Source organism: Rhodanobacter sp. DHB23 (assembly GCF_014842975.1).
Taxonomy (GTDB): Bacteria; Pseudomonadota; Gammaproteobacteria; order Xanthomonadales; family Rhodanobacteraceae; genus Rhodanobacter_A.
In genome coordinates, this window is the sequence record NZ_JACYXK010000016.1 from 1 (window position 1) to 23,019 (window position 23,019).

Genomic DNA, 23,019 nt, shown 5'->3' on the forward strand with positions numbered 1-23,019 from the left:
TGGTTGTTGCGCACCACCACTTCCTTGCTGTCGATCAGTCGCCGCGCCGCCCGCCGCCAGGCCAGGCGTCGCGCCAGCCGCGGTGGCGCCGCCGCCGGTGCCGGCGCATCCGTTGATGGAACGCGCCGCCCGCGACACCGCGCAGCTGCGCAGCGACTTCAACGAGCTGCGCTCGATGCTGGAAGTGCAGCTGTCCAGCCTCGCCTGGAACGACATGGAGCGGCGCCAGCCGCTGCGCGCGCGCATCCTGCGCGAACTGACCCGGCTCGGCATCGAGGCCGGCGTCGCGCGCACCCTGGTGGACGAACTGCCCGAACAGATCAGCGCCGACCAGGCCCGCTACCTGCCGCTGGGCATGCTCAGCCGCAGCCTGGCAGTGAGCGGCCGCCAGCTATGCGCCGACGAACGCAGCGTCACCGCGCTGGTCGGCCCCACCGGCGTGGGCAAGACCACGACCATCGCGAAACTCGCCGCGAGGGCGGTGATGCGCCATGGCGCCCCCCAGGTGGCGCTGGTCAGCACCGACCACTACCGCATCGGCGCGGCCGCGCAGCTGGAGCATTACGGGCGCCTGCTGGGCGTGCAGGTCTACCCGGCCTACGATGCGCGCAGCCTGGGCAAGGTGCTGGAGATGCTGCAGGGCCGCCACACCGTGCTGATCGACACCGCCGGCATGGCCGGCTGCGACCCGCGGCTGGCGCAGCAACTGGAGATCCTCGCCGGCGCCGGCGAACTGCGTTCCTGCCTGGTGCTGGCCGCCAATGCGCAGGTGGCCTCGCTGGAAGAGGCGGTGGACGCTTATCATGCGCTGAAGCCGCATGCCTGCATCCTCACCAAGCTGGACGAGGCGCCGCGGCTGGGCGGCGCGCTGTCGGTGCTGATCCACCACCGGCTGCCGCTGGACTATGTGACCGACGGGCAGCGCGTGCCCGAGGACATCGCCACGGCCGACGCGCGCGAACTGGTGTGCCGCGCCGCGCGCTCGGCCAAGGCGAGCGCGAACCCTGACGACGATACGATGGCCGAACGCTTCGGCCTTGCCATGGCTGAAGCATGAATGGAGTGTCCGCGATGAACCAGGCTTGGGGGCTGCAACAGTTGTTGACCGCGATGGTCGTGCCGCCATCGCCGGCGACGGCGGCTGCATCCGGCCACCAGGCCGATGGCTTGCTGGCGGCAGTTCCGCCGACGCGGAGGTCGTGCCGCACGATCGCGGTGGCCGGCGGCAAGGGCGGCGTGGGCAAGAGCACCGTGGCGGTGAACCTGGGCGTGGCGCTGGCCGGTGCCGGCCACGAGACGATCCTGCTGGACGCCGACACCGGCCTGGCGAACGTGGACGTGCTGCTCGGCCTTTCGCCCCCGCAGCACATCGGCCACATGCTAGACGGCGAATGCACGTTGGAGTCGCTGCTGACGCCCGCGCCGGGCGGCCTGCAGATCGTGCCTTCCGGTTCCGGTGCGCGCCGGCTGGCGCAACTGGACAACAACCAGCTGGCGGCTATCATCCGCGCCTTCGACGACTTGCCGCAGCCGCCCGAATACCTGCTGGTGGACACCGCCGCGGGCCTGTCAGACAGTGTGACGATGTTCGCCGCTGCGGCGGCCGAGGTGATCCTGGTGGTGTGCGACGAACCCGCTTCCCTGACGGACGCCTACGGATTGGCCAAGGTACTCAGCCGCGACTTCGGCGTGCGCCGCCTGCGCATGGTCGCCAACATGGTGCGCAACGAGGGCGATGCGCGGCTGCTGCACCAGAAGCTGGCCCGGGTCAGCGACCGCTTCCTCGACGTGGCCATGGAGTTCAGCGGCTGGATCCCCCACGACGAACGTCTACGCCAGGCGATCAAGCGCCAGGCTGCCGTGGTAGAAATGTGGCCGTCGAGTCCGTCGGCCAGGGCATTCAAGAAACTGGCCGAGTCGGTCGATAAATGGATCGAGCCCGGTCGCGCGGGTCTCGATCGCATCTCCTTCTTCGGTGGCCGGGATGGTCCGGCCGGGGGAAAACCGGGATGAGCGCGACTTCGGAATATCTACAACTCTCCCGCGAAAGTGCCGACGAGCTCGTTCGTCGGCACGCGCCGTTGGTACGGCGGATCGCCTATCACCTGATGGGGCGGTTGCCGGCCAGCGTCGACGTGGGCGACCTGATCCAGGCGGGGATGATCGGTTTGCTCGAGGCAGCGCGCCATTTTGCCAACGACAAGGGAGCCAGCTTCGAGACGTTTGCGGGCATCCGCATCCGTGGTGCGATGCTGGACGAGCTGCGGCGCGCCGACTGGACGCCGCGCTCGGTGCACCGCAAGACCCGCGAAGTGGCCGAGACCATCCGCCAGATCGAGGCCGAGACCGGCGCCGAGGCGGATGGCGCCGAGGTGATCCGCCGGCTCGGCATCAGCGCGGAGGAGTACCACCAGGTGCTCGCCGATGCGCTTTCCTCGCGCCTGCTCAGCCTCACCTCGTCGGACGACGGCGAGGAAACCGGCGTGCTCGACGTGGCGGACGAGAACAGCCTGGCCCCCGACGAGGGCATCGAGCACAGCGGCATGCGCGAGGCGCTGATCGAGGCCATCGTCGACCTGCCCGAGCGTGAGCAGCTGGTGATGTCGCTGTACTACGAGCAGGAATTGAACCTCAAGGAAATCGGCGCCGTGCTCGGCGTGAGCGAGTCGCGCGTGTGCCAGATCCACGGCCAGGCCGTGATCCGGCTGCGCGGCAAGCTCTCCGGCTGGCGCACCTGAGCGCCGTCACCCCGCATAACCCCAGGCACAACGCAAAGCACGCGGAGCATTCGTTTGGACAAGAACATGAAAATCCTGGTGGTGGACGATTTCTCCACCATGCGGCGCATCGTCAGGAACCTGCTGGTGGAGCTGGGCTTCACCAACACCCTGATCCAGGAAGCCGACGACGGCAACAACGCGCTCACCATGCTGCGCGGCCAGCCGTTCGACCTGGTGGTGACCGACTGGAACATGCCCAACATGACCGGCATCGACCTGCTGCGCGCGATCCGCGCCGAGCCCGCGCTGAAGGGCCTGCCGGTGCTGATGGTGACGGCCGAGAACAACCGCGACCAGATCATCGCCGCCGCCCAGGCCGGCGTGAACGGCTACGTGGTCAAACCCTTCACTGCGGCCACCTTGCAGGAGAAGCTCACCAAGATCTTCGAGCGGATCGCCGCCAGCGGAGCGAAAGCATGAGCACCTTGATCCCACTGGCCGCCGACGAGAACCTGCCGTCCGAGCTGCGCGACCTGCTGAACAGCCCGGAAGGCCCGGCCTTCGAGCATGCCCTGGACAGCATGGTGCGCCAGCGCGAGCAGCACCTGTTCCGCGCGCTGGGCCACCTGGCCCGCGAACTGCACGATGCCGTGCGCCGCCTCGGCGGCGAACTGGCGCAGGAAGGCGTGCCCGGCATCGTCGCCGACGCACGCCAGCACCTGCAGGACGTGCTGGAAATGAGCGCCAACGCCGCCAACCGCAGCATCGACTTCGCCGAGCGCCTGCGGCCGCAGGCCGATTCGCTGGCGCAGCGCGCCGACGACGTGCTCAAGCGCGCGGCGAACGACGAGCTGGCCGCCGGGCTGGCGCGCGAGGCGGCCGGCTTCGCCGAGAGCTGCCGCGCCGGCCTCGCCGACATGGTGGTGGCGCAGTCCTGGCAGGACCTCACCGGCCAGCGCGTCAAGAAGGTGTCCGCCTTCATCGGCACGGTCGAGACCTCGCTGCTGGAACTGGTGCGCCTCACCGGCGCGCTGGCCGGCGCCGAGGCGCCGGTCGACGTGGCCAAGGTGACCAGCCAGGAGGACGCCGACCGGCTGCTCAGCGAATTCGGCTTCTAAGGGACTTGGCGCAGTGAACGCGGATTTCGACAACGAGCTGCGCCAGGACTTCCTCGTCGAAGCGGGCGAACTCGTCGAGCGTCTCGGCGAGCAACTGGTGGGGCTGGAAGCGGCGCCGGGCGACGGCGACCTGCTGAACGCCGTGTTCCGCGCCTTCCACACCGTGAAGGGCGGCGCCGGCTTCCTCGCGCTGGAACCGATGGTGCAGCTGTGCCACAACGCCGAGGACCTGCTCAACCAGGCGCGCAACGGCAACCTGACGCTGGACGCCAGCTACATGGACGCCCTGCTGCAGACGCTGGACCGGCTGGTCGAGATGATGGCCGCGCTGGGCGCGGGCACGCCGCTGGCCATGCCGCCGCCGGAACTGCTCAAGGCGCTGCTGCCGCGCGGCGTCGCCGCACCCGTTCCCGCGCCTGCGCCGGCTCCCGTGCCGGCACCGGCCCCTGCGCCTGCCGGCGGCGCCATCGACGACAGCGAGTTCGAGGCGCTGCTCGACAGCCTGTACGGCACGGCGGCGCCCGGCACCATCGAGCCGGCTGCGATGCCGTCGGCGGCCGCGCCTGCGCCGGTCGCTGCAGGCACCATCGACGATGATGAATTCGAGGCGCTGCTGGATGCGCTGCACGGCACCGCCGGGCAACCCGGCGTGGCGGCACCCGCGCCTGCGGCCACGGAGCCAGCGCCGGCGCCGGCTCCGGTCGCAGTGGCGCCCGTGCAGGCCGCCGCGCCTGCTGCGCGCCAGGCCGCGCCGCCGACGGCCGAAACCACCGTACGCGTGGATACCGCGCGGCTGGACGTGCTGGTCAACCATGCCGGCGAACTGGTGCTGGCGCGCAACCGCCTGCTCAGCCTCGCCGCGCGCCATGGCAGCGAGGCGCTGGCCGCGGCGGCCGGCGAACTGGATCGCATCACCGACGAGCTGCAAGGCGCGGTGATGGGCATGCGCATGCAGCCGGTGGGGCGCCTGTTCCAGCGCTTCCCGCGCATCGTGCGCGACCTCGCCCGCCAGCTCGGCAAGGAGGTGGAGCTGGTGCTGGAAGGCGAGGGCACCGACCTCGACCGCAGCCTGGTCGAGGCCCTGGCCGATCCGTTGATCCACTTGCTGCGCAACGCACTGGACCATGGCGTGGAGATGCCCGCCGACCGCGAGCGCGCCGGCAAGGCACGCAAGGGGCGCGTGGTGCTGGCGGCCAGCCAGCGCGGCGAGCGCATCGTCATCACCGTGTCCGACGACGGCCGCGGCATGGATGCGGAGATCCTCAAGCGCAAGGCGGTGGAGAAGGGCGTGATCGACGCGGCGCAGGCCGCGCGGCTGTCCGAGGCCGAGTGCTACGAGCTGATCTTCCGCCCCGGCTTTTCCACCGCCGCCACGGTCTCGGACATCTCCGGCCGCGGCGTCGGCATGGACGTGGTGAAGACCCGCATCACCGAACTGGGCGGCACGCTGGCGGTGCATTCGCGCCTCGGCCATGGCAGCGAGCTCGAGCTCGCGGTGCCGCTCACGCTGGCGGTGGTGCGCGTGCTGATGGTGCGCGTGGGCAGCCGCCTGCTCTCCCTGCCGCTGGGCAACGTGGAGGAGGTGTTCGAACTGGCCGCCGGCCAGGACTGCCTGCTCGACGGGCGCCTGGTGGCCCGCCACCGCGGCCGCGCGCTGCCGCTGGTCGACATGGTCGACTGGGCCGGCGTGGCAGGCGAGCCCGTGCGCCACGTGGCGGTGCTGCACATCGGCCACCAGCGGCTGGGCTGCCTGGTGCACGAGGTGCTCGGCCGCGAGGACGTCATCGTCAAGCCGCTGGGCCACCTGTTCGCCGGCGTGCCCGGCGTGGCCGGCGCCACCGTCACCGGCGACGGCCGGCTGGCGCTGGTGATGGACCTGGCCGGCCTGGCCGACAGCGCCGCGCAGCCTTCCGTTCCCCTGGCGCAGGCCGGCTGAACCGCATGGACCTGATCAGCATCATCGGCACGCTGCTGGCCTTCCTGGTCATCATCGTCGGCACCATCCTCAAGGGTTCCACCGTCGATGCGCTGTGGAACCCCGCGGCCTGCGTGATCGTGTTCGCCGGCACCGCCGCCGCGCTGATGGTGCAGAACCAGGGCAAGGTGCTCAAGCACGCGCTGAAGATGATGTCGATGATCTTCAAGCCGCCGATGCACCGGCCGGAGGACCTCATCAGCCGCGTGGTGGGCTGGAGCGAAATCTCGCGCCGGCAGGGCCTGCTGGGGCTGGAGCCGCAGATCGAAGCCGAGCCCGACCCGTTCATCAGGAAGGGCCTGCAGATGCTGGTCGACGGCAGCGAGCCCGAGGCGATCCGCAGCGTGCTGGAGGTGGACATGGACACCCGCGAGGCCACCGACCTGGCCGCCTCCAAGGTGTACGAAAGCGCCGGCATCTTCTCGCCCACCCTGGGCATCATCGGCGCGGTGATGGGCCTGATGGCGGTGATGCAGAACCTGACCGATCCCAGCAAGCTCGGCCACGGCATCGCCGCCGCCTTCGTGGCGACGATCTACGGCGTGGCGCTGGCCAACCTGTTCATGCTGCCGATGGCTGCGCGGTTGAAGGGCCTGATCGGCAAGCAGAGCAGGATGCGCGAGATCCTGATCGAGGGACTGGTGTCGATCGCGCAGGGCGACAACCCGCGCCAGATCGAGGCGCGCCTGCAGGGTTACGTGTCGTGAGCCGACGGCACAAGCACGAGGATCACGTCAACCACGAGGCCTGGGCGATTCCCTATGCCGACCTGATGACCCTGCTGCTGGCCTTCTTCGTGGTGATGTACGCCGTCTCGGTGGTCAACGAGGGCAAGTTCCGCGTGATGTCCGAGTCGCTGATCGAGGCGTTCAACGGCTCCAGCCATGCGATCGCGCCGCTGCCGCCGACCAAGGTGCGTCCGCACAACGTCGACCCGTCCATCGCCACCCCGGAAGGGCAGGCGGGCGCGATGGTGCCGATTGCCGTGCCGATCCCGCCGCATCCGGTGGCGGTGCAGGGCGGCGACGGGCACAACATCGGCAAGGGCGTCGACGCCGGCAAGGGAGCCGGGGCGGCGACCCTCGGGCTGATCGAGTCCAGGGTGCGCAAGGCGCTGCAGCCGCTGATCGACAGCAAGGAAGTGGTGGTGCGCAACAACCAGCACTGGCTGGAGATCGAGATCCGCACCGACATCCTGTTCCCCAGCGGCGTGGCGCAGCTGTCCGTGCCGGCACAGGGCGTGCTGAACAACCTGGCGGCGGTGCTGGCCGGCTTCACCAATTCGCTGCGCATCGAGGGCTTCACCGACAACGTGCCGATCAGCACCGCGCTGTTCCCCTCGAACTGGGAGCTTTCGGCGGCGCGCGCCGGCAGCGTGGCGCGGCTGTTCGTGGACGCCGGCATCGCCCCGGACAGGCTGGGCATCGTCGGCTGGGGCGAGACGCATTCGGTGGGCGACAACGGCACCGCGGACGGCCGCAACGCCAACCGCCGCGTGCTGGTGGTGGTGATGGGCGAAAACTCGGCCCCGCAACGCGAACAGAGCGCCCTCGGCACGCTCGACCGACAGCCCGGCGTCGCTGCGGCGTCATCGGTGGGCAGCCTGCCCACCGTGCAGGTCGTCGAGCCCATGCCTGCGCCGGCGGGCGCGGCATTGCCGCAGGGTGCGGCCAAGGGTGCTGTGCAGCCGCAGGGCGTGCCCGCCAGGGATGCCACCGTTCCGGCGGACGGCCCGGCCACCCATGCCGGGCCGCGCGCAGGTGGTGCATCCACGCCGGCGCCGCCGGCCGGAGCCGTGCCATGATCCGGTGCCCAGCCCATGGAGACAACGCATGAATGCCCCGGTCGCAGGCCTGCTGTCGGAAGACCGCCAATGGCTGTCCTTCCGCATCGGCGCGCAGGTCTATGCCGCGCGGCTGGCGGACGTCAGCGAGGTGATCCGCGACGACGAGCTGACGCCGGTGCCGGGTTCCGCCACCGACCTGCTCGGCGTGCGCCACCTGCGCGGGCACATCGTGCCGGTGATGGACGGGCGCCGCCGGCTCGGCTTGCCGGAGCAGCCTGCCGCCGACCCGCATGCGGTGCGCATCGTGATGCTGTCGCATGCCGGGCAGTTGCTGGGCCTCAAGGTCGATGCGGTGGGCGAGCTGCTGAGCAGCGAAGGGTTGGACATCGCGCCGCCGCCGCCCGGGCGGGCCTGCCGCGACGATGATCCGGTCTGCGGCGTGATGTCGTGGCGGGACGGCTTCGTGGCCCTGCTCGACGCACGCCGCCTGTACCGGCTGGATGGGGGCGACGGCGATGTGGCTTGAGCTGGGCGTGCCCGCGTTGCTGCTGCTGGCGACAGGCCAGACGATCCTGCTGGTGAAGCTGTGGCGGCAGTCGCGCAGCCTGCAGCAGCGCGTCGACGCGCTGTGGCAGAACGCGGCCGGCGCCAGCACCGACGTGCCGACCTCGATGCTGGTGACGGTGCTGGGCCGGGTCGAACGCAAGCTCGGCCAGGTGGAGCGCCCGGTCTTGCCCGAGCGTTCCTGGGAGCTGGCCAAGCAGCTCGCGCGCGAAGGTGCCGACGTGGAACAGCTGGTGGCGTGCTGCGGGCTGTCGCGTGACGAAGCGCAGCTGATCCTCGCCATGCGCGCCTCGCTGGTGTGAGGCGGGCAAGCCGCGTGGTCCTGTCGCGGATTTCCTGAGCGCCTGTTCGAAACTCCTGCCCGCCCATGCCGGGAGCTGCACCGTCGCTCCCACGGGTGTTCCGCGCGCCTCGTCTTGTCCGCCCGGTGCCGGAACGACGGGCATGCAAGCCCGCGGTTCCAGATGCGGCCGTTCTGGAGGAGGCGTCGGCGGGAAGTCGATGCAAGCAGGCGGGCGCGGCCAGCCAGGCTTCGGGAGGATCCTCACTCAGCCCTGCGGTTCTTCCACCGCGTCGTAGACCGCGGCCAGCACCGAGGCCGCCGCGGCGTAGAGCAGCACCGGCACGTCGTCGCGCAGGCGCAGGCCGGCCAGCAGGGCGGCGATCTGCGGGTCGGGATGCAGCGGCAGGCCGAGGGCCTGTGCGCGTGCGCGCATGGCCTCCAGCGATTCGGGCGGTATCGCGCGGGACTCGCTGCTGCCGCCGCCGGACAGGCGCAGGGTCACCTTGCGGGCGGGTGGGAGGGCCGGCGGCGTGTTCATGCGGTGGCCTGCAGCAGCACGGCGCTGTAGCGGTTCGGCGGATCGGGCAGGCCGAGCTGGCAGCTCAGCTGGTCGAGCAGCAGGCCGCAGGCGGCCAGCCGGTGGCGCAGGGCGGTGAACTGGCTTTCCAGCCGCTGCACGGTGGCGGGCAGTGAGGCCCACAGGCGCACCGACAGGCGCGGTTCGCGCAATTGCAGCTCGCCCTGCACGGCGCCCAGCGTGGGCAGGTCGAGCGCGAAGCCCAGGTTCCAGCCGCGACTGCCGTCGCTGGCGTCATTGGCGTATTCCAGCTGCAGCTGCAGCACGTCGCGACCGTGCTCGCCCTGCAGCGGAATCTCGATCATCCACGCCGGCACCGGCCCGTTGCCCGATTCCAGCTGCGCCACCTCGATCCGCGCCAATGCGGCGCGCACGTCGCCCTGCAGGCGGTCCAGCAGGGGCTGCACGTTGTCGTCCAGCAGCGCCGGCGGCAGCTCGGCGCGTGGCTGCGCCTGCAGGCCGCGCTGCAGCAGCGGCGGCGGGGTGTCGCTGCGGCTGCTGTTCGGCACCGCCGGTGCGCGCGGGGCGGCGGCGTAGGCGCCCTCGTATTCGAGCGGGGCGTCGCCAGGATTGTTCGGAGCCGTATCGACACGGTCGAGCAGCACGCCGGCCAGGCGCAGCAAGGCTGCCTTCCAGTCGTCCTGCATCGGCGACGAGGTGAAGCTGTGCGGATCGGCGAGCAGGGATTCGAGGAACAGCCCGCTGCGTTCGATCGCCATGCGCAGGCCTTCGCCGCTGGCGATCTCAGCCGGGCTGTGCATGGCCTGCTCCAGCATGGCGAGCGCGCCGCGCAGGTCGGGCGGCAGCAGGCGCAGCACCGGCCGCTCCGCCAGCGCATCGAGCGTGGCCAGCAGGGGGGCGTAGCCATTCTGCTGCGGCAGGCTTTCGCGCAGGGCGCGCTGCATGGTGGCATCGATGGATTGCTGACCGACCATTTCCAGCTGCGGCAGGGAGCCCAGGCTCAGTATGCGTACCTGGAACTGCGAAGGCAGTTGCCCGCCCGCCACGTCCGTTTCCACCGTGATGTTGCCGATCTGCACCACCTGCATGCCCTGCGGGCTCACGCCCAGCGGCCGCGCCAGCAGCACGCTGCCGATGCGCCAACTCTGCGCCGCGCTGCCTGCGGCAGCACCGGCCCAGGTCAGGGCGGCAAGACTGGTCGGCTGGATGTTCAAGGCGGTTCCTACGGCTGGGATTGCAGGCGCGGTAAGGGTTGTCCCGTTGGGAATCGGCTGTCTGCGCAAAAACTTGAAGCCAGGCTTTTGTGATCCTGTTCACAAAACAAAGGGGCGCCTCGCGCCACCCCGGATGATCGCGAACGGGCTTTTGCCCCTAAAGCATGCCTGCTGGCGGTCGATAAGCCCACTTGTCAGCGCCATCAGGCGCGAGCGGAGCGAAAGGCATGGCCGGCAAGCGGGCTGCGAAGCGGGATGGGGCACCGGGCGACATGGTCACGGTGGTATTGCCGGTGGACTGCCGCATAGGCGCCCAGGCCGCATTGCAGGCCGAATTGTCGGAGGCGCTGCAAGGCTGCGCGGTGGAGCTCGACGGCAGCCAGGTGGAGCGCGTGGACACGGCCGCGCTGCAATTGCTGATGCTGTTCCGGCGCGCGTCCGACGCGCGTGGCGGCACGCTGTCCTGGCGCGCCGGCAGCACGGTTTTGAACGACGCGGCCAGCCTGCTTGGGTTGTCGCGGATTCTGGAACTGCCGGCCGTCGGGCCGGCTTAACGAGGTGGGAGCATGGCAAAGATCCTGGCGGTAGACGATTCGGCTTCGATGCGCGGCATGGTGGCCTTCACCCTGCGTGGCGCGGGCCACGAGGTGACCGAGGCCGAGAACGGCCAGCTGGCGCTGGACGCGGCCGCTGCGGGTGCGTTCGACCTGGTGCTGGCCGACGTCAACATGCCGGTGATGGACGGCATCAGCATGGTGCGCGCACTGCGCGCGAAGCCCGAGTACAAGGGCGTGCCGATCCTGATGCTCACCACCGAGTCGAACACCGAGAAGAAGATGGAAGGCAAGGCCGCCGGCGCCACCGGCTGGCTGGTCAAGCCGTTCGACCCCGAACAGCTGCTGGCGACCGTCAAGCGCGTGCTGGGCTGAGGAAAAGACACATGGGCGCGGTCGACCTGTCTCAGTTCCACAAGACCTTCTTCGAGGAAAGCCTGGAAGGCCTCGACGCGATGGAAGCGGCATTGCTGGCACTGGACTCGGGCTCGACCGACCACGAGCTGGTGCACACCATCTTCCGTGCGGCGCATTCCATCAAGGGTGGTGCGGCGACGTTCGGCTTCGCCGACGTGGCCGCGTTCACCCACGTGGCCGAATCGCTGCTGGAGGAAGTGCGCAGCGAGCGTCGCGCGGTGGACGCCGGCCTGACCGACCTGTTGCTGCGTTCGGTCGATTGCCTGCGCGCCATGCTCGACCGCACCGCCAAGGGCCAGCCCGCGGCCGACGCGGGCAGCGAGGCCCTGCGCGCCGAGTTGACGGCGTTGGTCGAAGGCGAGGCGGCGGCAACGCCCGCGGCCGCGAAGGACAGTGCCGCGCCGGTCGCCGGCTGGGAGATCCGTTTCGTCGCGCTGCCGCACCTGCTGCAGACCGGCAACGATCCGTTGCGCCTGTTCCGCGAGCTGCAGCAACTCGGCACGCTGGAAGTGGTGCGCGCCTTCGTCACCGACGCCGCACCCGCGGATTTCGCCGCGCTCGATCCCGGCCAGTGCTACATGGGCTGGGAGCTTCGCCTGCACGGCGCGGTGGCGCGCGGCGACCTCGACGCCGTGTTCGAGTGGCTGGATGGCGACTGCGAGCTGTCGATCGCCCCGCTGGCCGCGGCGCCAGTGGCGCAGGCCGCGCCGGCAGCCGCGCCTGCACCCATCGCCGCTGCGGCGACTCCCGCGACTCCCGCAGCGGTGCCCGTGCGCGAAGCCACCGCTTCCAGTGGTGGCGGCGAGGGTGGCTCGATCCGCGTGGGCATCGACAAGGTCGATGCGCTGATCGACATGATGGGCGAACTGGTCATCACCCAGTCCATGCTCAACAGCATCGGCGAGAACTTCGACCTGTCGCAGCTCGAACGGCTGCGCGAGGGCCTGGCCCAGCTCGAGCGCAACACGCGCGAGCTGCAGGACAGCGTGATGCGCATCCGCATGCTGCCGATCGGTTCCGTGTTCAACCGCTTCCCGCGGCTGGTGCGCGACCTCGAGCGCAAGCTGGGCAAGCAGGTGAAGCTGGAGCTGCAGGGCGAGCAGACCGAGCTGGACAAGACGGTGCTGGAGAAGATCGGCGACCCGCTGGTGCACCTGGTGCGCAACGCCATCGACCACGGCCTGGAGATGCCCGAGCAGCGCCGCGCCGCGGGCAAGTCCGAGGCCGGCACGCTCACGCTGGACGCACACCACGAAGGCGGCAACATCGTGGTGCGCATCAGCGACGACGGCGCCGGGCTCAACCGCGAGCGCATCCTGGCCAAGGGCATCGAACGCGGCCTGGTCAAGCCCGGCCAGTCGCTCAGCGACGACGAAGTGGCCGAGCTGATCTTCCAGCCCGGCTTCTCCACCGCGGCGCAGGCCACCGACCTGTCCGGCCGCGGCGTGGGCATGGACGTCGTGCGCCGCAACGTGCGCGACCTCGGCGGCAGCGTGGGCGTGAAGAGCGTGGCCGGCAAGGGCAGCACCTTCACCATCGCCCTGCCGTTGACGCTGGCCATCATCGACGGCCTGGTCACCGCAGTGGGCGAGGAACGCTACATCGTGCCGCTGATCTCCATCGTCGAATCGCTGCGCCTGCCGGCCGACGCCGTGCGCAGGATCGCCGGCGGCGGCGAGGTGTTCCAGTTCCGCGGCGAATACCTGCCGGTCATCCGCCTGCATCGTGCCTTCGGCTGCGCCGACGCCATCGCCGAGGTGGAGCGCGGCATCGTGGTGGTGGTGGAGGACGAAGGCCAGCGCGTCGGCCTGCTGGTCGACGAACTGGTGGGCCAGCAGCAGGCCGTCATCAAGTCGCTGGAAAAGCATTACGAGCGGGTGCAGGGCGTGTCCGGCGCCACCATCGTCAGCGACGGCTCGGTGGCTTTGATCGTCGACGTGGGTGGGGTGGTGCGCCTGGGCCGGCGCAGCAAGGCGGCCTGATCGCCGGCCGGTGGCCGGCATGCGGAAGGGGGAAGCCGAATGTTGTCCACGAAGTGGTCGTTCCACCGCCTGAGCGTCAACGCACGGACGGTGCTGGTGGTCGTGGTGGTGGTGGCCGGCCTGCTCGGCCTCACCGTGATGAACGCGTGGCATAGCCGCAGCAACCAGATGGCCGGCCTGCAGAACCTGTTGCGCAGCCAGATCGAGTCTGCGGTGTCGGTGGCGCAGGGCTTCCACGAACGCGCGCAGAAGGGAGAGTTCAGCGAGGCCGAGGCCGAGAAACGCGCGCTGGCGCAGATCCACGACATGCGCTGGAGCGGCGGCACCGGCTACATCTTCGTGTTCGCCGACGACTACACCCTGCTGATGCATCCGGTGCTGGCGGACCAGGTGGGCAAGAACGTGCACGACACGGCCGACAAGAACGGCGTGTTCATCTACCAGGCCATCCACGACATCGACGAGCGCGATGGCGGCGGCGTCACCTACTACGACTGGCCGAAACCGCCAGGCATGAAGGTGGTGGGCAAGATGGCCTACTCGCAGCCGTTCAAGCCGTGGAGCATGCATATCGGCGCGGGCGCCTACTTCGACGACATCGACGCGCAGTTCCACCGCGAGCTGCTGCTGGACCTGCTGTGGGCGGGCCTGGTGGGCGCGCTGGTGATCGCGCTGGTGTGGTTGTCGATGAACAGCATCCGGCGGAGCATCGGCGGCGAGCCGTCGTTCGCGGTGCGGATGACCGGGCGGATGGCGGACGGCGACCTGTCGCTGGACGGCGCGGAGAAGCTGGAGCTGGCGCCGGGCAGCATGATGCACGCGATGCAGCGTCTGCACGTGAAGCTGGTGGAGGTGATCGGCCAGGTGCAGCAGGGCTCGCAGGTGGTGAGCGGGGCGGCGCAGGAGATCGCGAAGGGCAACGACGACCTGAGCCAGCGCACGCAGGAGCAGGCGTCGAGCCTGGAGGAGACCGCGGCGTCGATGGAGGAGATGACGGCGACGGTGAAGCAGAACGCGGAGAACGCGAGCCACGCGAACCAGCTGGCGAGCGGGGCGCGGGAGCAGGCGGAGCGCGGCGGCAAGGTGGCGTCGGAGGCGGTGTCGGCGATGGCGGAGATCACGGCGTCGAGCCGGAAGATCGCGGACATCGTGGGGCTGATCGACGAGATCGCGTTCCAGACCAACCTGCTGTCGCTGAACGCGGCGGTGGAGGCGGCGCGTGCGGGCGAGCAGGGCCGCGGCTTCGCGGTGGTGGCGAGCGAGGTGCGCAGCCTGTCGCAGCGCAGCGCGGCGGCGGCGAAGGAAATCAAGGCGTTGATCGGCGAGAGCGTGGAGCGGGTGGAGGCGGGCGGGGCGCTGGTGGAGCAGACCGGGACGGCGCTGTCGGAAATCGTGGAGAGCGTGCGCAAGGTGACCGACATCGTGGCGGAGATCGCGGCGGCGAGCCAGGAGCAGTCGTCGGGGATCGACCAGGTGAACCGGGCGGTGATGCAGATGGACGAGGTGACGCAGCAGAACGCGGCGCTGGTGGAGCAGGCGGCGGCGGCGGCGCAGGCGATGCAGGAGCAGGCGGCGTCGCTGCGGCGGCAGACGGCGTTCTTCCGGCTGGACGGGAGCCCGGCCGTGGCGGCGGTGGAGACGCAGGCGGTCCGGCCGGTGCCGGTGGCGCGCAAGGCGTCGGCCTCGCGCGAGCTGGCGCGCCCGGCCCGACCGGCCCCGACGGCCGCACCCGCCGACGGCGGCTGGACCGAGTTCTGAAACGGTTGCCGGCGCGCCCGATGCCGGGGCGGCGCGGTCGGCAGTCATGCGATGACGTGAGGTTGCAGCGGTGGATAGCAAGAAGTGGTCGTTCGGTCGCCTGAGCCTGCGTGCCCGCGTGGTCGTCGTGATCGTGGTGGTGCTGGCCGGCCTGACCGCGCTTACCGTGATGAACGCCTGGCAGAGCCGGTCGATGCAGATGGCGGACCTGGAGCATCGGCTGCAGGGCCAGATCGAGTCCGCGGCGGAAATAGCGCAGGCCTACCACGCACGCGCGGGCAAGGGCGAGTTCGACGAGGCCGAAGCCCGGAAGCGGGCGCTGGCGCAGATCGGCAACATGCGCTGGGACAAGGGTAGCGGCTACGTCTTCGTGTTCGGTACGGACCTGGTGATGCGCATGCACCCGTTGCGCCCGGACTGGACCGGCAAGGACATCAGCGCCGAGACCGACGCCAAGGGCATGCCGCACTACCGGATGATGTCGGAGGCCGACGTCAGGGACGGCCACGACCTGCTCCGCTACACGCAGAAAATGCCCGATGGCGGCAGCAAGGACAAGATCACCTATTCGCAGTTGTTCAAGCCGTGGGGCCTGAACCTGGCGGCCGGCGCCTATTTCGACGACATCGACGCGAAGTTCCGCCACGACCTGCTGGTGAACCTGGCCTGGGCGGGCCTGCTCGGCGCGCTGGTGATCGCGCTGGTGTGGCTGTCGATGAGCAGCATCCGGCGCAGCATCGGCGGCGAGCCGTCGTTCGCGGTGCGGATGACCGGGCGGATGGCGGACGGCGACCTGTCGCTGGACGGCGCGGAGAAGCTGGAGCTGGCGCCGGGCAGCATGATGCACGCGATGCAGCGGCTGCACGTGAAGCTGGTGGAGGTGATCGGGCAGGTGCAGCGGGGCTCGCAGGTGGTGAGCGGGGCGGCGCAGGAGATCGCGAAGGGCAACGACGACCTGAGCCAGCGCACGCAGGAGCAGGCGTCGAGCCTGGAGGAGACCGCGGCGTCGATGGAGGAGATGACGGCGACGGTGAAGCAGAACGCGGAGAACGCGAGCCACGCGAACCAGCTGGCGAGCGGGGCGCGGGAGCAGGCGGAGCGCGGCGGCAAGGTGGCGTCGGAGGCGGTGTCGGCGATGGCGGAGATCACGGCGTCGAGCCGGAAGATCGCGGACATCGTGGGGCTGATCGACGAGATCGCGTTCCAGACCAACCTGCTGTCGCTGAACGCGGCGGTGGAGGCGGCGCGTGCGGGCGAGCAGGGCCGCGGCTTCGCGGTGGTGGCGAGCGAGGTGCGCAGCCTGTCGCAGCGCAGCGCGGCGGCGGCGAAGGAAATCAAGGCGTTGATCGGCGAGAGCGTGGAGCGGGTGGAGGCGGGCGGGGCGCTGGTGGAGCAGACCGGGACGGCGCTGTCGGAAATCGTGGAGAGCGTGCGCAAGGTGACCGACATCGTGGCGGAGATCGCGGCGGCGAGCCAGGAGCAGTCGTCGGGGATCGACCAGGTGAACCGGGCGGTGATGCAGATGGACGAGGTGACGCAGCAGAACGCGGCGCTGGTGGAACAGGCGGCGGCGGCGGCGCAGGCGATGCAGGAGCAGGCGGCGTCGTTGCGGCGGCAGACGGCGTTCTTCCGGCTGGACGGGAGCCCGGCCGTGGCGGCGGTGGAGACGCAGGCGGTCCGGCCGGTGCCGGTGGCGCGCAAGGCATCGACCTCGCGCGAGCTGGCGCGCCCGGCCCGACCGGCCCCGACGGCCGCACCCGCCGACGGCGGCTGGACCGAGTTCTGACCCGGAGCGCGCGCCTGCGCGCTCAAGAGTTCCCCGGATCGGCCGATACCTTCCTCGCGTCCGGTGTCTCGGGACGACCATCACGAGGTAGACGATCCATGTACGAAGACAAGGCGGACACGGCGCCGACCGTGCAGCAGCTCACCTTCAGCCTGGCCGGCGAGGAGTACGGCGTCGAGATCCTGTCGGTGCGCGAGATCCGCGGCTGGTCGCGCGTCACCCGCATCCCGCAGGCTCCCGATTACCTGCTCGGCGTGCTGAACCTGCGCGGCGCGGTGGTGCCGGTGATGGACCTGCGCCTGCGCTTCGGGCTCGAGCGCGAAAGCTACGGCGACAGCACGGTGATGATCGTGGTGGCCGTGGCCGAGCGCCTGTTCGGCATCGTGGTCGATGCGGTGTCCGACGTGGTGGACGTCGACCCGGCCTCGATCAAGCCGGTGCCCGACATGGGCTCCATCGTCGATACCCGCTACCTGAAGGGCCTCGCCACCCATGCGGAGCGCATGGTGATGCTGCTGGACGTGGAGAAGCTCATGCGTCCCGAGGATGTTGAAACGCTGGACGCCGCGCTGCCGGAAGTCCGCGACGTCGAAGTTGCCGCCTGACACTGGAATGCTGATGAACATCAAGAAATTCGTTGCGGGTATCCGTTTCTCGAAGCTGAAGGACCTTTCCGTCAAGGGCCGCCTGGTCGGCATGGTCGGCCTGCTGTCGGCCATGCTGGTGGTGGGCGCAGGAGTGGGCCTGAGCGTCATGGCCTGGCAGAAGGAAGGCATGCGCATGAGCTACGAGAACGGCATGGTGCCCGTGAGCCTGATGGCGGAGCTGCGCGTCAGGTCATTGATGAACTTCATCGTGCTGGGCGAGGCGGCCACCGTGATCGGCAAGCCCGACCAGGTGAAGCAGAAGCTCGCCGAGTTCGACGCCAACGAGAAGGTCTTCCCGGAGCTGGCCAAGAAGCTGGCCGCCGTGCAGATGAGCGCGGACGTCGCCAAGCAGTACAAGGCCTTGAACGCCACCGAGGCGGACTACGCGAGCAGCCTGAACGACGTCCGCAGCGCCCTGGCGCAGGGCGACGACGGCGCGCACGACCTGCTGGAAATGGAGGTGCGCCCGGCCATGATGATGCGCATGGACCAGCTCAACAAGCTGATCAAGGCCCAGGTCGACGAGGTGAAGCAGGCGTACGACAACCAGTCGGCCCGCTACAGCAAGGTGCGCGCGCTGGTGCTGGCCGGCATGATCGCCGGCCTGCTCATCGCGGCCCTGGTGGCGGTCCTGCTGATCCGTTCGATCACCGGCGCGCTGAAGCGGCTGATGGAGGTGGCCAGCGCCATCGCCGAGGGCCGGCTGGGCCATGACATCAAGGTGCAGCGGCACGACGAACTGGGCAACCTGCTCGAAGCCTTCCGGGCGATGGACGAACGCCTCAGCGCCATCGTGGGCGAGGTGCGCCAGGGCTCCGATGCGGTCAACAGCGCGGCGCAGGAGATCGCGCGCGGCAACGACGACCTCAGCCAGCGCACGCAGGAACAGGCCTCCAGCCTCGAGGAAACCGCTTCGTCGATGGAGGAGATGACCTCCACCGTGAAGCAGAACGCGGAGAATGCCAGCCATGCCAACCAGCTGGCGCGCGGCGCGCGCGAGCAGGCCGAGCAGGGCGGCGAAGTCGCCGGCAAGGCGATCGCCGCGATGCGCGAGATCGACGCCTCCAGCCGCAAGATCGGCGAGATCGTGGGGCTGATCCAGGACATCGCCTTCCAGACCAACCTGCTGGCGCTGAACGCCGCGGTGGAAGCCGCACGCGCCGGCGAACAGGGTCGCGGCTTCGCGGTGGTGGCCAGCGAGGTGCGCAACCTGGCGCAGCGCAGCGCCAGCGCGGCGAAGGAGATCAAGGGCCTGATCGCCGAGAGCGCGGAGAAGGTGCGCGGCGGCTCGGAACTGGTCGACCAGTCCGGCAAGGCGCTGGCCGAGATCGTCGAAAGCGTGAAGAAGGTCACCGACATCGTGGCCGAGATCGCCGCGGCCAGCAACGAACAGTCCGCCGGCATCGACCAGGTCAACAACGCCGTGATGCAGATGGACGAGATGACCCAGCAGAACGCGGCCCTGGTCGAGCAGGCCTCGGCCGCCGCCCGCGCGATGCAGGAGCAGGCCGAGGACCTCACGGCGCAGGTGGGCTTCTTCCAGTTGCGGGGCCGCTCCGCGGCGGCGCACGCGAAGCCGGCGCAGGCGAAGGCGGAAGTGGCCAAGGCCACCGAGGCGGTGTTCGCCGCCGTGCGCAAGGCCCCGCCGCCGCGCGCCATCGCCGCCGAATCCGACTCGGGCGCCTGGAAGGAGTTCTGAGTATGGCCGCCGTCGCCAGCGCGTCCGGCAACAAGGCGCCGTCCGGCGACGACGCGGTCCTGCTGGGCGACGCCGAGTTCCGCTTTCTGCGCGACTTCGTGTACGAGCACCTGGGCATCTCGCTGGGCGAGCACAAGCGCCAGCTGGTGCAGGGGCGACTGGCGCGGCGCCTGCGCGCGCTGCGCCTGCCCGACTACGCCGCGTATTGCGAGCTGTTGCGCCACGACCCGACCGGCGAGCTGGGCGAGCTGGCCAGCGTCATCAGCACCAACGTCACCTCGTTCTTCCGCGAGCCGCACCACTACGAGCTGCTGGAAAAGCAGCTGCTGCCGCAGTGGATCAAGAAGAAGCGCGCCGAGGGCGGCCGCCTGCGGATCTGGTCGGCCGGCTGCTCCACCGGCGAAGAGCCCTACGCCATGGCGATGGTGCTGGCCGAGGCGCTGGAGCAGAACGGCGCCTCCAGCATGGATGCCAGGATCCTCGCCACCGACCTGTCGCCGCAGGCGCTGGAGCAGGCGCGCAACGGCGTGTACGCGCTGGACAAGCTCGGCGGCATCAGCGAAGAGCGCCGCCGCCGCTGGATGATGCGCGGCGCCGGCGAGTACGAGGGCTATGCCTGCGTGCACCCGCGCCTGCGCGAGATGGTGACGGTGCAGCCGCTGAACCTGCTGCACGACTGGCCGATGCGCGGGCCGTTCGACGCGATCTTCTGCCGCAACGTGGTGATCTACTTCGACCAGCCCACCAAGCAGAAGCTGTTCAGCCGCTATGCCGCGCTGTTGCCGGCGGGCGGCTACCTGTTTCTTGGCCACTCCGAGTCGCTGCACGGCATCAACGAGGACTTCGAACTGGTTGGCCGCACGGCCTACAGGAAGCGCGGCTGATGAGCACGCACCACCACCATCACCACTCTTCCATCCAGCGTCGGATCGAACGCCGCGTCGCGCCGGTGGAGACCAAGGCCCCGCCCGGCTACGAACACCTGAAGCGGTTCTGGGACCCGGTGCAGGGCTGCATGACCGTCAAGGTGCTGCCGGGCGAGTTCTACGTGAGCGCGCAGGAAGAGATGGTGAGCACCGTGCTCGGCTCCTGCGTGTCGGCCTGCATCCACGACCCGGTGCGCGGCATCGGCGGCATGAACCACTTCATGCTGCCCGAGTCCAAGGGCGGCAGCGACAGCTGGGCCTCCACCGTGGGCCGCGCGGCGCGCTACGGCTCGGACGCGATGGAGCACCTCATCAACGACCTGCTGAAGGCGGGCGCGCAGCGCGCCGACCTCACCGTCAAGCTGTTCGGCGGCGGGCGCGTGCTGGCGCAGATGAGCGACGTGGGCCAGCGCAACATCGAGTTCGTGCGCCGCTACATCACCACCGAGAAGCTCAAGGTGGTGGCCGAGGACCTGGGCGACATCTATCCGCGCCAGGTGCAGTTTTTCCCGCAGAGCGGCAAGGCGCGCGTGCGCCAGCTGCGCCGCACCGACGACGTGAAGCTGGTGGCCGGCGAGCGCACCTACCTCAAGCAGTTGGCGAACGATCCGATAAAGGGCGAGGTCGAGCTGTTCTGACGCCGGTGTCCGGTGCGGGGGTTCGCATAGCCAGGGTGAGCAATGGAAAGAGTGCGCGTACTTGTAGTCGACGATTCCGCATTGGTGCGCAAGCTGATGTCGACCATGCTTACCTGCGATCCGGAGATCGAGGTGGTGGGCACGGCGCCCGACCCTTACATCGCCCGCGAGAAGATCAAGCAGCTGAATCCCGACGTGCTCACGCTGGACGTCGAGATGCCGCGCATGGACGGGCTCACCTTCCTGGAAAACCTGATGCGGCTGCGGCCGATGCCGGTGGTGATGGTGTCCACCCTCACCACCGCCGGCGCCGACGTCACCCTGCGCGCGCTGGAGCTGGGCGCGGTGGACTTCTACGCCAAGCCGAACACCGACCTCGCCGCCAGCTTCGGCGACAGCGCGCAGGAGCTGTGCGCCAAGGTCAAGCACGCGGCGCTGGCCAGGCCCAGGGCGCGCACCGCGGTGCGCCCGCTGGAAGTGGCGCCGCGCCTGTCGGCCGACGCGGTGCTGCCGCGCTCGCAGGTGCCGGGCAGCCGCGGCGGCAGCCCGATCATCGCCATCGGCGCCTCCACCGGCGGCACCGAGGCGGTGCGCGTGGTGCTGGAAATGATGCCGCCTGACGCGCCGCCGATCCTGGTGACCCAGCACATCCCGGCCGCCTTCAGCGGACCGTTCGCCGCGCGCATGGACCGCTGCTCGGCGATGCGCGTATGCGAGGCGCAGGACGGGCAGCCGATCCAGCAGGGCACGGCCTACATCGCGCCGGGCAGCCACCACCTGCTGGCGATGTGGGACGGCGCCAGGTTCGTGTGCCGCCTGCACGACGGCCCGCCGGTGAACCGGCACCGTCCCAGCGTCGACGTGCTGTTCCGCTCGCTGGCGGCCACCGCCGGCGCCTCCACCATCGCCGCCCTGCTCACCGGCATGGGCGACGACGGCGCGCGCGGCCTGCTCGAACTGCGCCAGGCCGGCGCCGCCACCCTGGTGCAGGACGAACCCAGTTCGGTGGTGTGGGGCATGCCCGGCGCCGCCTGGAAGCTCGGCGCCGCGCCGGAAATGCTGCCGCTCGACCACATCGCGGGCCGCCTGCTCGCGCTGGCGCACCACACCCACCACGGCGCCAAGGGCGCCTGAGCCGGACCACGGACCATGCCATTCACTCCCGCCCAATTTTTCCGACGCCCGCTGGCCGGCTGGATCGCCAGCGCCGTCGCCCTGTTGCTGACCCTGCTGTGGCACCCCGCCTGGCTGGCGCCGCTGCTGGTGCTGGCCGTCACCGCGGCATGGTTCGCGGCGACGCGCGGCGAGGAACCGTCGGCGGCCATGCCGGCCGCCGCCCCTGCCGTGGCTGCGCCCGGCGCGAGCGCGGAGCCGGTGCGCGCGGCGATGGAGGACGTGCGCAGCGCGCTGGTCGACGAGCTCGGCCACGCCACCCGCGAGCTGCACCAGGGCCTGGACCTGCTGCGCGACGCGGTGTCCGAACTGGGCGGCGGCTTCGACGGCCTGTCCAGCAAGACCGCGCTGCAGCAGTCGCTGCTCAAGCAGATCATCGACGTGCAGGACGGCGGCGTGTCGGTGCAGGACTTCGCCGCCCGCACCGGCGACCTGCTGGAGCACTTCGTGGGCATGATCGTGCAGATGTCGCGCGAGAGCCTGCGCATCGTCTACCGCATCGACGGCATGGCGAAGGAAATGGACGCGGTGTTCGGCCTGCTGAAGAACGTCAACACCATCGCCGAGGAAACCAACCTGCTGGCGCTGAACGCCGCGATCGAGGCGGCGCGCGCGGGCGAATCCGGCCGCGGCTTCGCGGTGGTGGCTGGCGAGATCCGCAACCTGGCCAGCAACTCCAACCAGCTCAACGAGCGCATCGGCGGCCACGTCGAGCGCGCCCGCGCCGCGATGGAGCAGCTGCGCGGCCTGATCGGCGCGATGGCCTCGCAGGACCTCAACGTGGCGCTGTCGGCCAAGGGCGGCATCGACGCGATGACGGCGCACGTCACCGAGAGCGACGCGCGCACCAGCAAGGTGGCCGACCAGGTGGTCGAGATCAGCCGCGGCCTGACCAGCGACGTCTCCACCACGGTGCGCTCGTTGCAGTTCGAGGACATCCTGCGCCAGCTGATCGGCCAGACCCGCGAGCGCCTGGTGGACCTGCAGGAAATCACCAGCGAATGCACGCGCGACATCGAGGAGCTGGCCTGCACCCCGCTCGAGGCGGAGGCGCTGGAAGAACGTGCCCAGCGCGTGCGCAGCCGCCTGGCGATCCAGCGCGAGAAGGCGCGCCTGCGCTCGCGCGGCCCGGCGCTGCAGAACTCGATGGACGCCGGCGAGATCGAACTTTTCTGACCTTATGCGCCGGGAAAGTGCTCCTGCACTTTCCCGGCTCGCCCAAGTCCGGTACGTGCCCGGAC

Annotated in this window: 23 protein-coding genes; 21 read left to right on the forward strand and 2 right to left on the reverse strand. The window is 70.1% G+C overall.

What is annotated here, in order from left to right:
* The first annotated feature begins 115 nt into the window (after positions 1-115).
* From flhF to IHE47_RS01220, 10 genes are read left to right on the forward strand one after another with little or no spacing between them, the layout of a single operon-like run.
* Positions 116-1,057, forward strand: coding sequence for a flagellar biosynthesis protein FlhF (gene flhF, locus IHE47_RS01175; RefSeq protein ID WP_225561544.1), 942 nt, complete (start codon positions 116-118; stop codon positions 1,055-1,057).
* Positions 1,058-1,071: 14 nt separating this feature from the next.
* A complete protein-coding gene (locus IHE47_RS01180) occupies positions 1,072-2,013 on the forward strand; it encodes a P-loop NTPase (RefSeq protein WP_192103379.1) in 942 nt (313 codons plus the stop codon).
* The gene (locus IHE47_RS01185; RefSeq protein ID WP_192103381.1) at positions 2,010-2,738 is read left to right on the forward strand and encodes an RNA polymerase sigma factor FliA; all 729 of its coding nucleotides are present in this window, start codon (positions 2,010-2,012) and stop codon (positions 2,736-2,738) included. Before IHE47_RS01180 ends, IHE47_RS01185 begins: the two co-directional genes overlap by 4 nt.
* 54 nt (positions 2,739-2,792) lie before the next feature.
* On the forward strand, positions 2,793-3,200 hold the full coding sequence (cheY, locus tag IHE47_RS01190) for a chemotaxis response regulator CheY (protein ID WP_192103383.1): 408 nt from the start codon (positions 2,793-2,795) through the stop codon (positions 3,198-3,200).
* Entirely contained in the window at positions 3,197-3,838 is a 642-nt protein-coding gene (locus tag IHE47_RS01195) for a protein phosphatase CheZ (protein ID WP_192103385.1), read from the forward strand. Before cheY ends, IHE47_RS01195 begins: the two co-directional genes overlap by 4 nt.
* Positions 3,839-3,851: 13 nt before the next feature.
* On the forward strand, positions 3,852-5,774 hold the full coding sequence (locus IHE47_RS01200; RefSeq protein WP_192103387.1) for a chemotaxis protein CheA: 1,923 nt from the start codon (positions 3,852-3,854) through the stop codon (positions 5,772-5,774).
* A 5-nt stretch (positions 5,775-5,779) separates the two neighbouring features.
* A complete protein-coding gene (locus IHE47_RS01205; protein ID WP_192103389.1) occupies positions 5,780-6,520 on the forward strand; it encodes a flagellar motor protein in 741 nt (246 codons plus the stop codon).
* The gene (motD, locus tag IHE47_RS01210; protein WP_192103391.1) at positions 6,517-7,617 is read left to right on the forward strand and encodes a flagellar motor protein MotD; all 1,101 of its coding nucleotides are present in this window, start codon (positions 6,517-6,519) and stop codon (positions 7,615-7,617) included. Before IHE47_RS01205 ends, motD begins: the two co-directional genes overlap by 4 nt.
* Positions 7,618-7,645: 28 nt before the next feature.
* Positions 7,646-8,125: a chemotaxis protein CheW gene (locus tag IHE47_RS01215; protein ID WP_192103393.1), complete on the forward strand. Its 480-nt coding sequence runs from the start codon at positions 7,646-7,648 to the stop codon at positions 8,123-8,125.
* Complete coding sequence (locus IHE47_RS01220; RefSeq protein WP_192103395.1) at positions 8,115-8,465, forward strand: DUF2802 domain-containing protein; 351 nt, start codon at positions 8,115-8,117, stop codon at positions 8,463-8,465. The genes IHE47_RS01215 and IHE47_RS01220 overlap by 11 nt, the downstream gene beginning before the upstream one ends.
* A 246-nt stretch (positions 8,466-8,711) precedes the next feature.
* Here the strand turns inward: IHE47_RS01220 and IHE47_RS01225 are convergent, their stop codons facing one another.
* Together IHE47_RS01225 and IHE47_RS01230 are read right to left on the reverse strand one after the other, a co-directional pair.
* The gene (locus IHE47_RS01225) at positions 8,712-8,984 is read right to left on the reverse strand and encodes a flagellar biosynthesis protein (RefSeq protein ID WP_192103397.1); all 273 of its coding nucleotides are present in this window, start codon (positions 8,982-8,984) and stop codon (positions 8,712-8,714) included.
* Positions 8,981-10,198 carry a flagellar hook-length control protein FliK gene (locus tag IHE47_RS01230; RefSeq protein WP_192103400.1) on the reverse strand — a complete coding sequence of 406 codons (1,218 nt, stop codon included), beginning with the start codon at positions 10,196-10,198 and terminating at the stop codon, positions 8,981-8,983. The genes IHE47_RS01225 and IHE47_RS01230 overlap by 4 nt, the downstream gene beginning before the upstream one ends.
* A gap of 227 nt (positions 10,199-10,425) precedes the next feature.
* Between IHE47_RS01230 and IHE47_RS01235 the strand changes: the two genes are divergently transcribed.
* The 11 genes from IHE47_RS01235 (at position 10,426) to IHE47_RS01285 (ending at position 22,954) form a co-directional block, all read left to right on the forward strand.
* Complete coding sequence (locus IHE47_RS01235) at positions 10,426-10,752, forward strand: STAS domain-containing protein (RefSeq protein ID WP_192103402.1); 327 nt, start codon at positions 10,426-10,428, stop codon at positions 10,750-10,752.
* Positions 10,753-10,764: 12 nt separating this feature from the next.
* Positions 10,765-11,127, forward strand: coding sequence for a response regulator (locus tag IHE47_RS01240; RefSeq protein WP_192103404.1), 363 nt, complete (start codon positions 10,765-10,767; stop codon positions 11,125-11,127).
* Positions 11,128-11,138: 11 nt separating this feature from the next.
* Entirely contained in the window at positions 11,139-13,151 is a 2,013-nt protein-coding gene (locus IHE47_RS01245) for a chemotaxis protein CheA (protein WP_192103406.1), read from the forward strand.
* A 39-nt stretch (positions 13,152-13,190) separates the two neighbouring features.
* On the forward strand, positions 13,191-14,909 hold the full coding sequence (locus IHE47_RS01250; protein WP_192103408.1) for a methyl-accepting chemotaxis protein: 1,719 nt from the start codon (positions 13,191-13,193) through the stop codon (positions 14,907-14,909).
* Between the two features lie 70 nt (positions 14,910-14,979).
* On the forward strand, positions 14,980-16,695 hold the full coding sequence (locus IHE47_RS01255; protein WP_343227418.1) for a methyl-accepting chemotaxis protein: 1,716 nt from the start codon (positions 14,980-14,982) through the stop codon (positions 16,693-16,695).
* Between the two features lie 98 nt (positions 16,696-16,793).
* Entirely contained in the window at positions 16,794-17,300 is a 507-nt protein-coding gene (locus IHE47_RS01260; RefSeq protein ID WP_192103410.1) for a chemotaxis protein CheW, read from the forward strand.
* 13 nt (positions 17,301-17,313) lie between these two features.
* The gene (locus tag IHE47_RS01265; RefSeq protein WP_192103413.1) at positions 17,314-19,041 is read left to right on the forward strand and encodes a methyl-accepting chemotaxis protein; all 1,728 of its coding nucleotides are present in this window, start codon (positions 17,314-17,316) and stop codon (positions 19,039-19,041) included.
* Between the two features lie 2 nt (positions 19,042-19,043).
* Complete coding sequence (locus IHE47_RS01270; RefSeq protein ID WP_192103415.1) at positions 19,044-19,925, forward strand: protein-glutamate O-methyltransferase; 882 nt, start codon at positions 19,044-19,046, stop codon at positions 19,923-19,925.
* Complete coding sequence (gene cheD, locus IHE47_RS01275; RefSeq protein WP_192103417.1) at positions 19,925-20,605, forward strand: chemoreceptor glutamine deamidase CheD; 681 nt, start codon at positions 19,925-19,927, stop codon at positions 20,603-20,605. Before IHE47_RS01270 ends, cheD begins: the two co-directional genes overlap by 1 nt.
* A gap of 42 nt (positions 20,606-20,647) precedes the next feature.
* Positions 20,648-21,739, forward strand: coding sequence for a chemotaxis response regulator protein-glutamate methylesterase (locus IHE47_RS01280; RefSeq protein ID WP_192103419.1), 1,092 nt, complete (start codon positions 20,648-20,650; stop codon positions 21,737-21,739).
* A 15-nt stretch (positions 21,740-21,754) separates the two neighbouring features.
* Positions 21,755-22,954: a methyl-accepting chemotaxis protein gene (locus IHE47_RS01285; protein WP_192103421.1), complete on the forward strand. Its 1,200-nt coding sequence runs from the start codon at positions 21,755-21,757 to the stop codon at positions 22,952-22,954.
* Positions 22,955-23,019 lie beyond the last annotated feature (65 nt).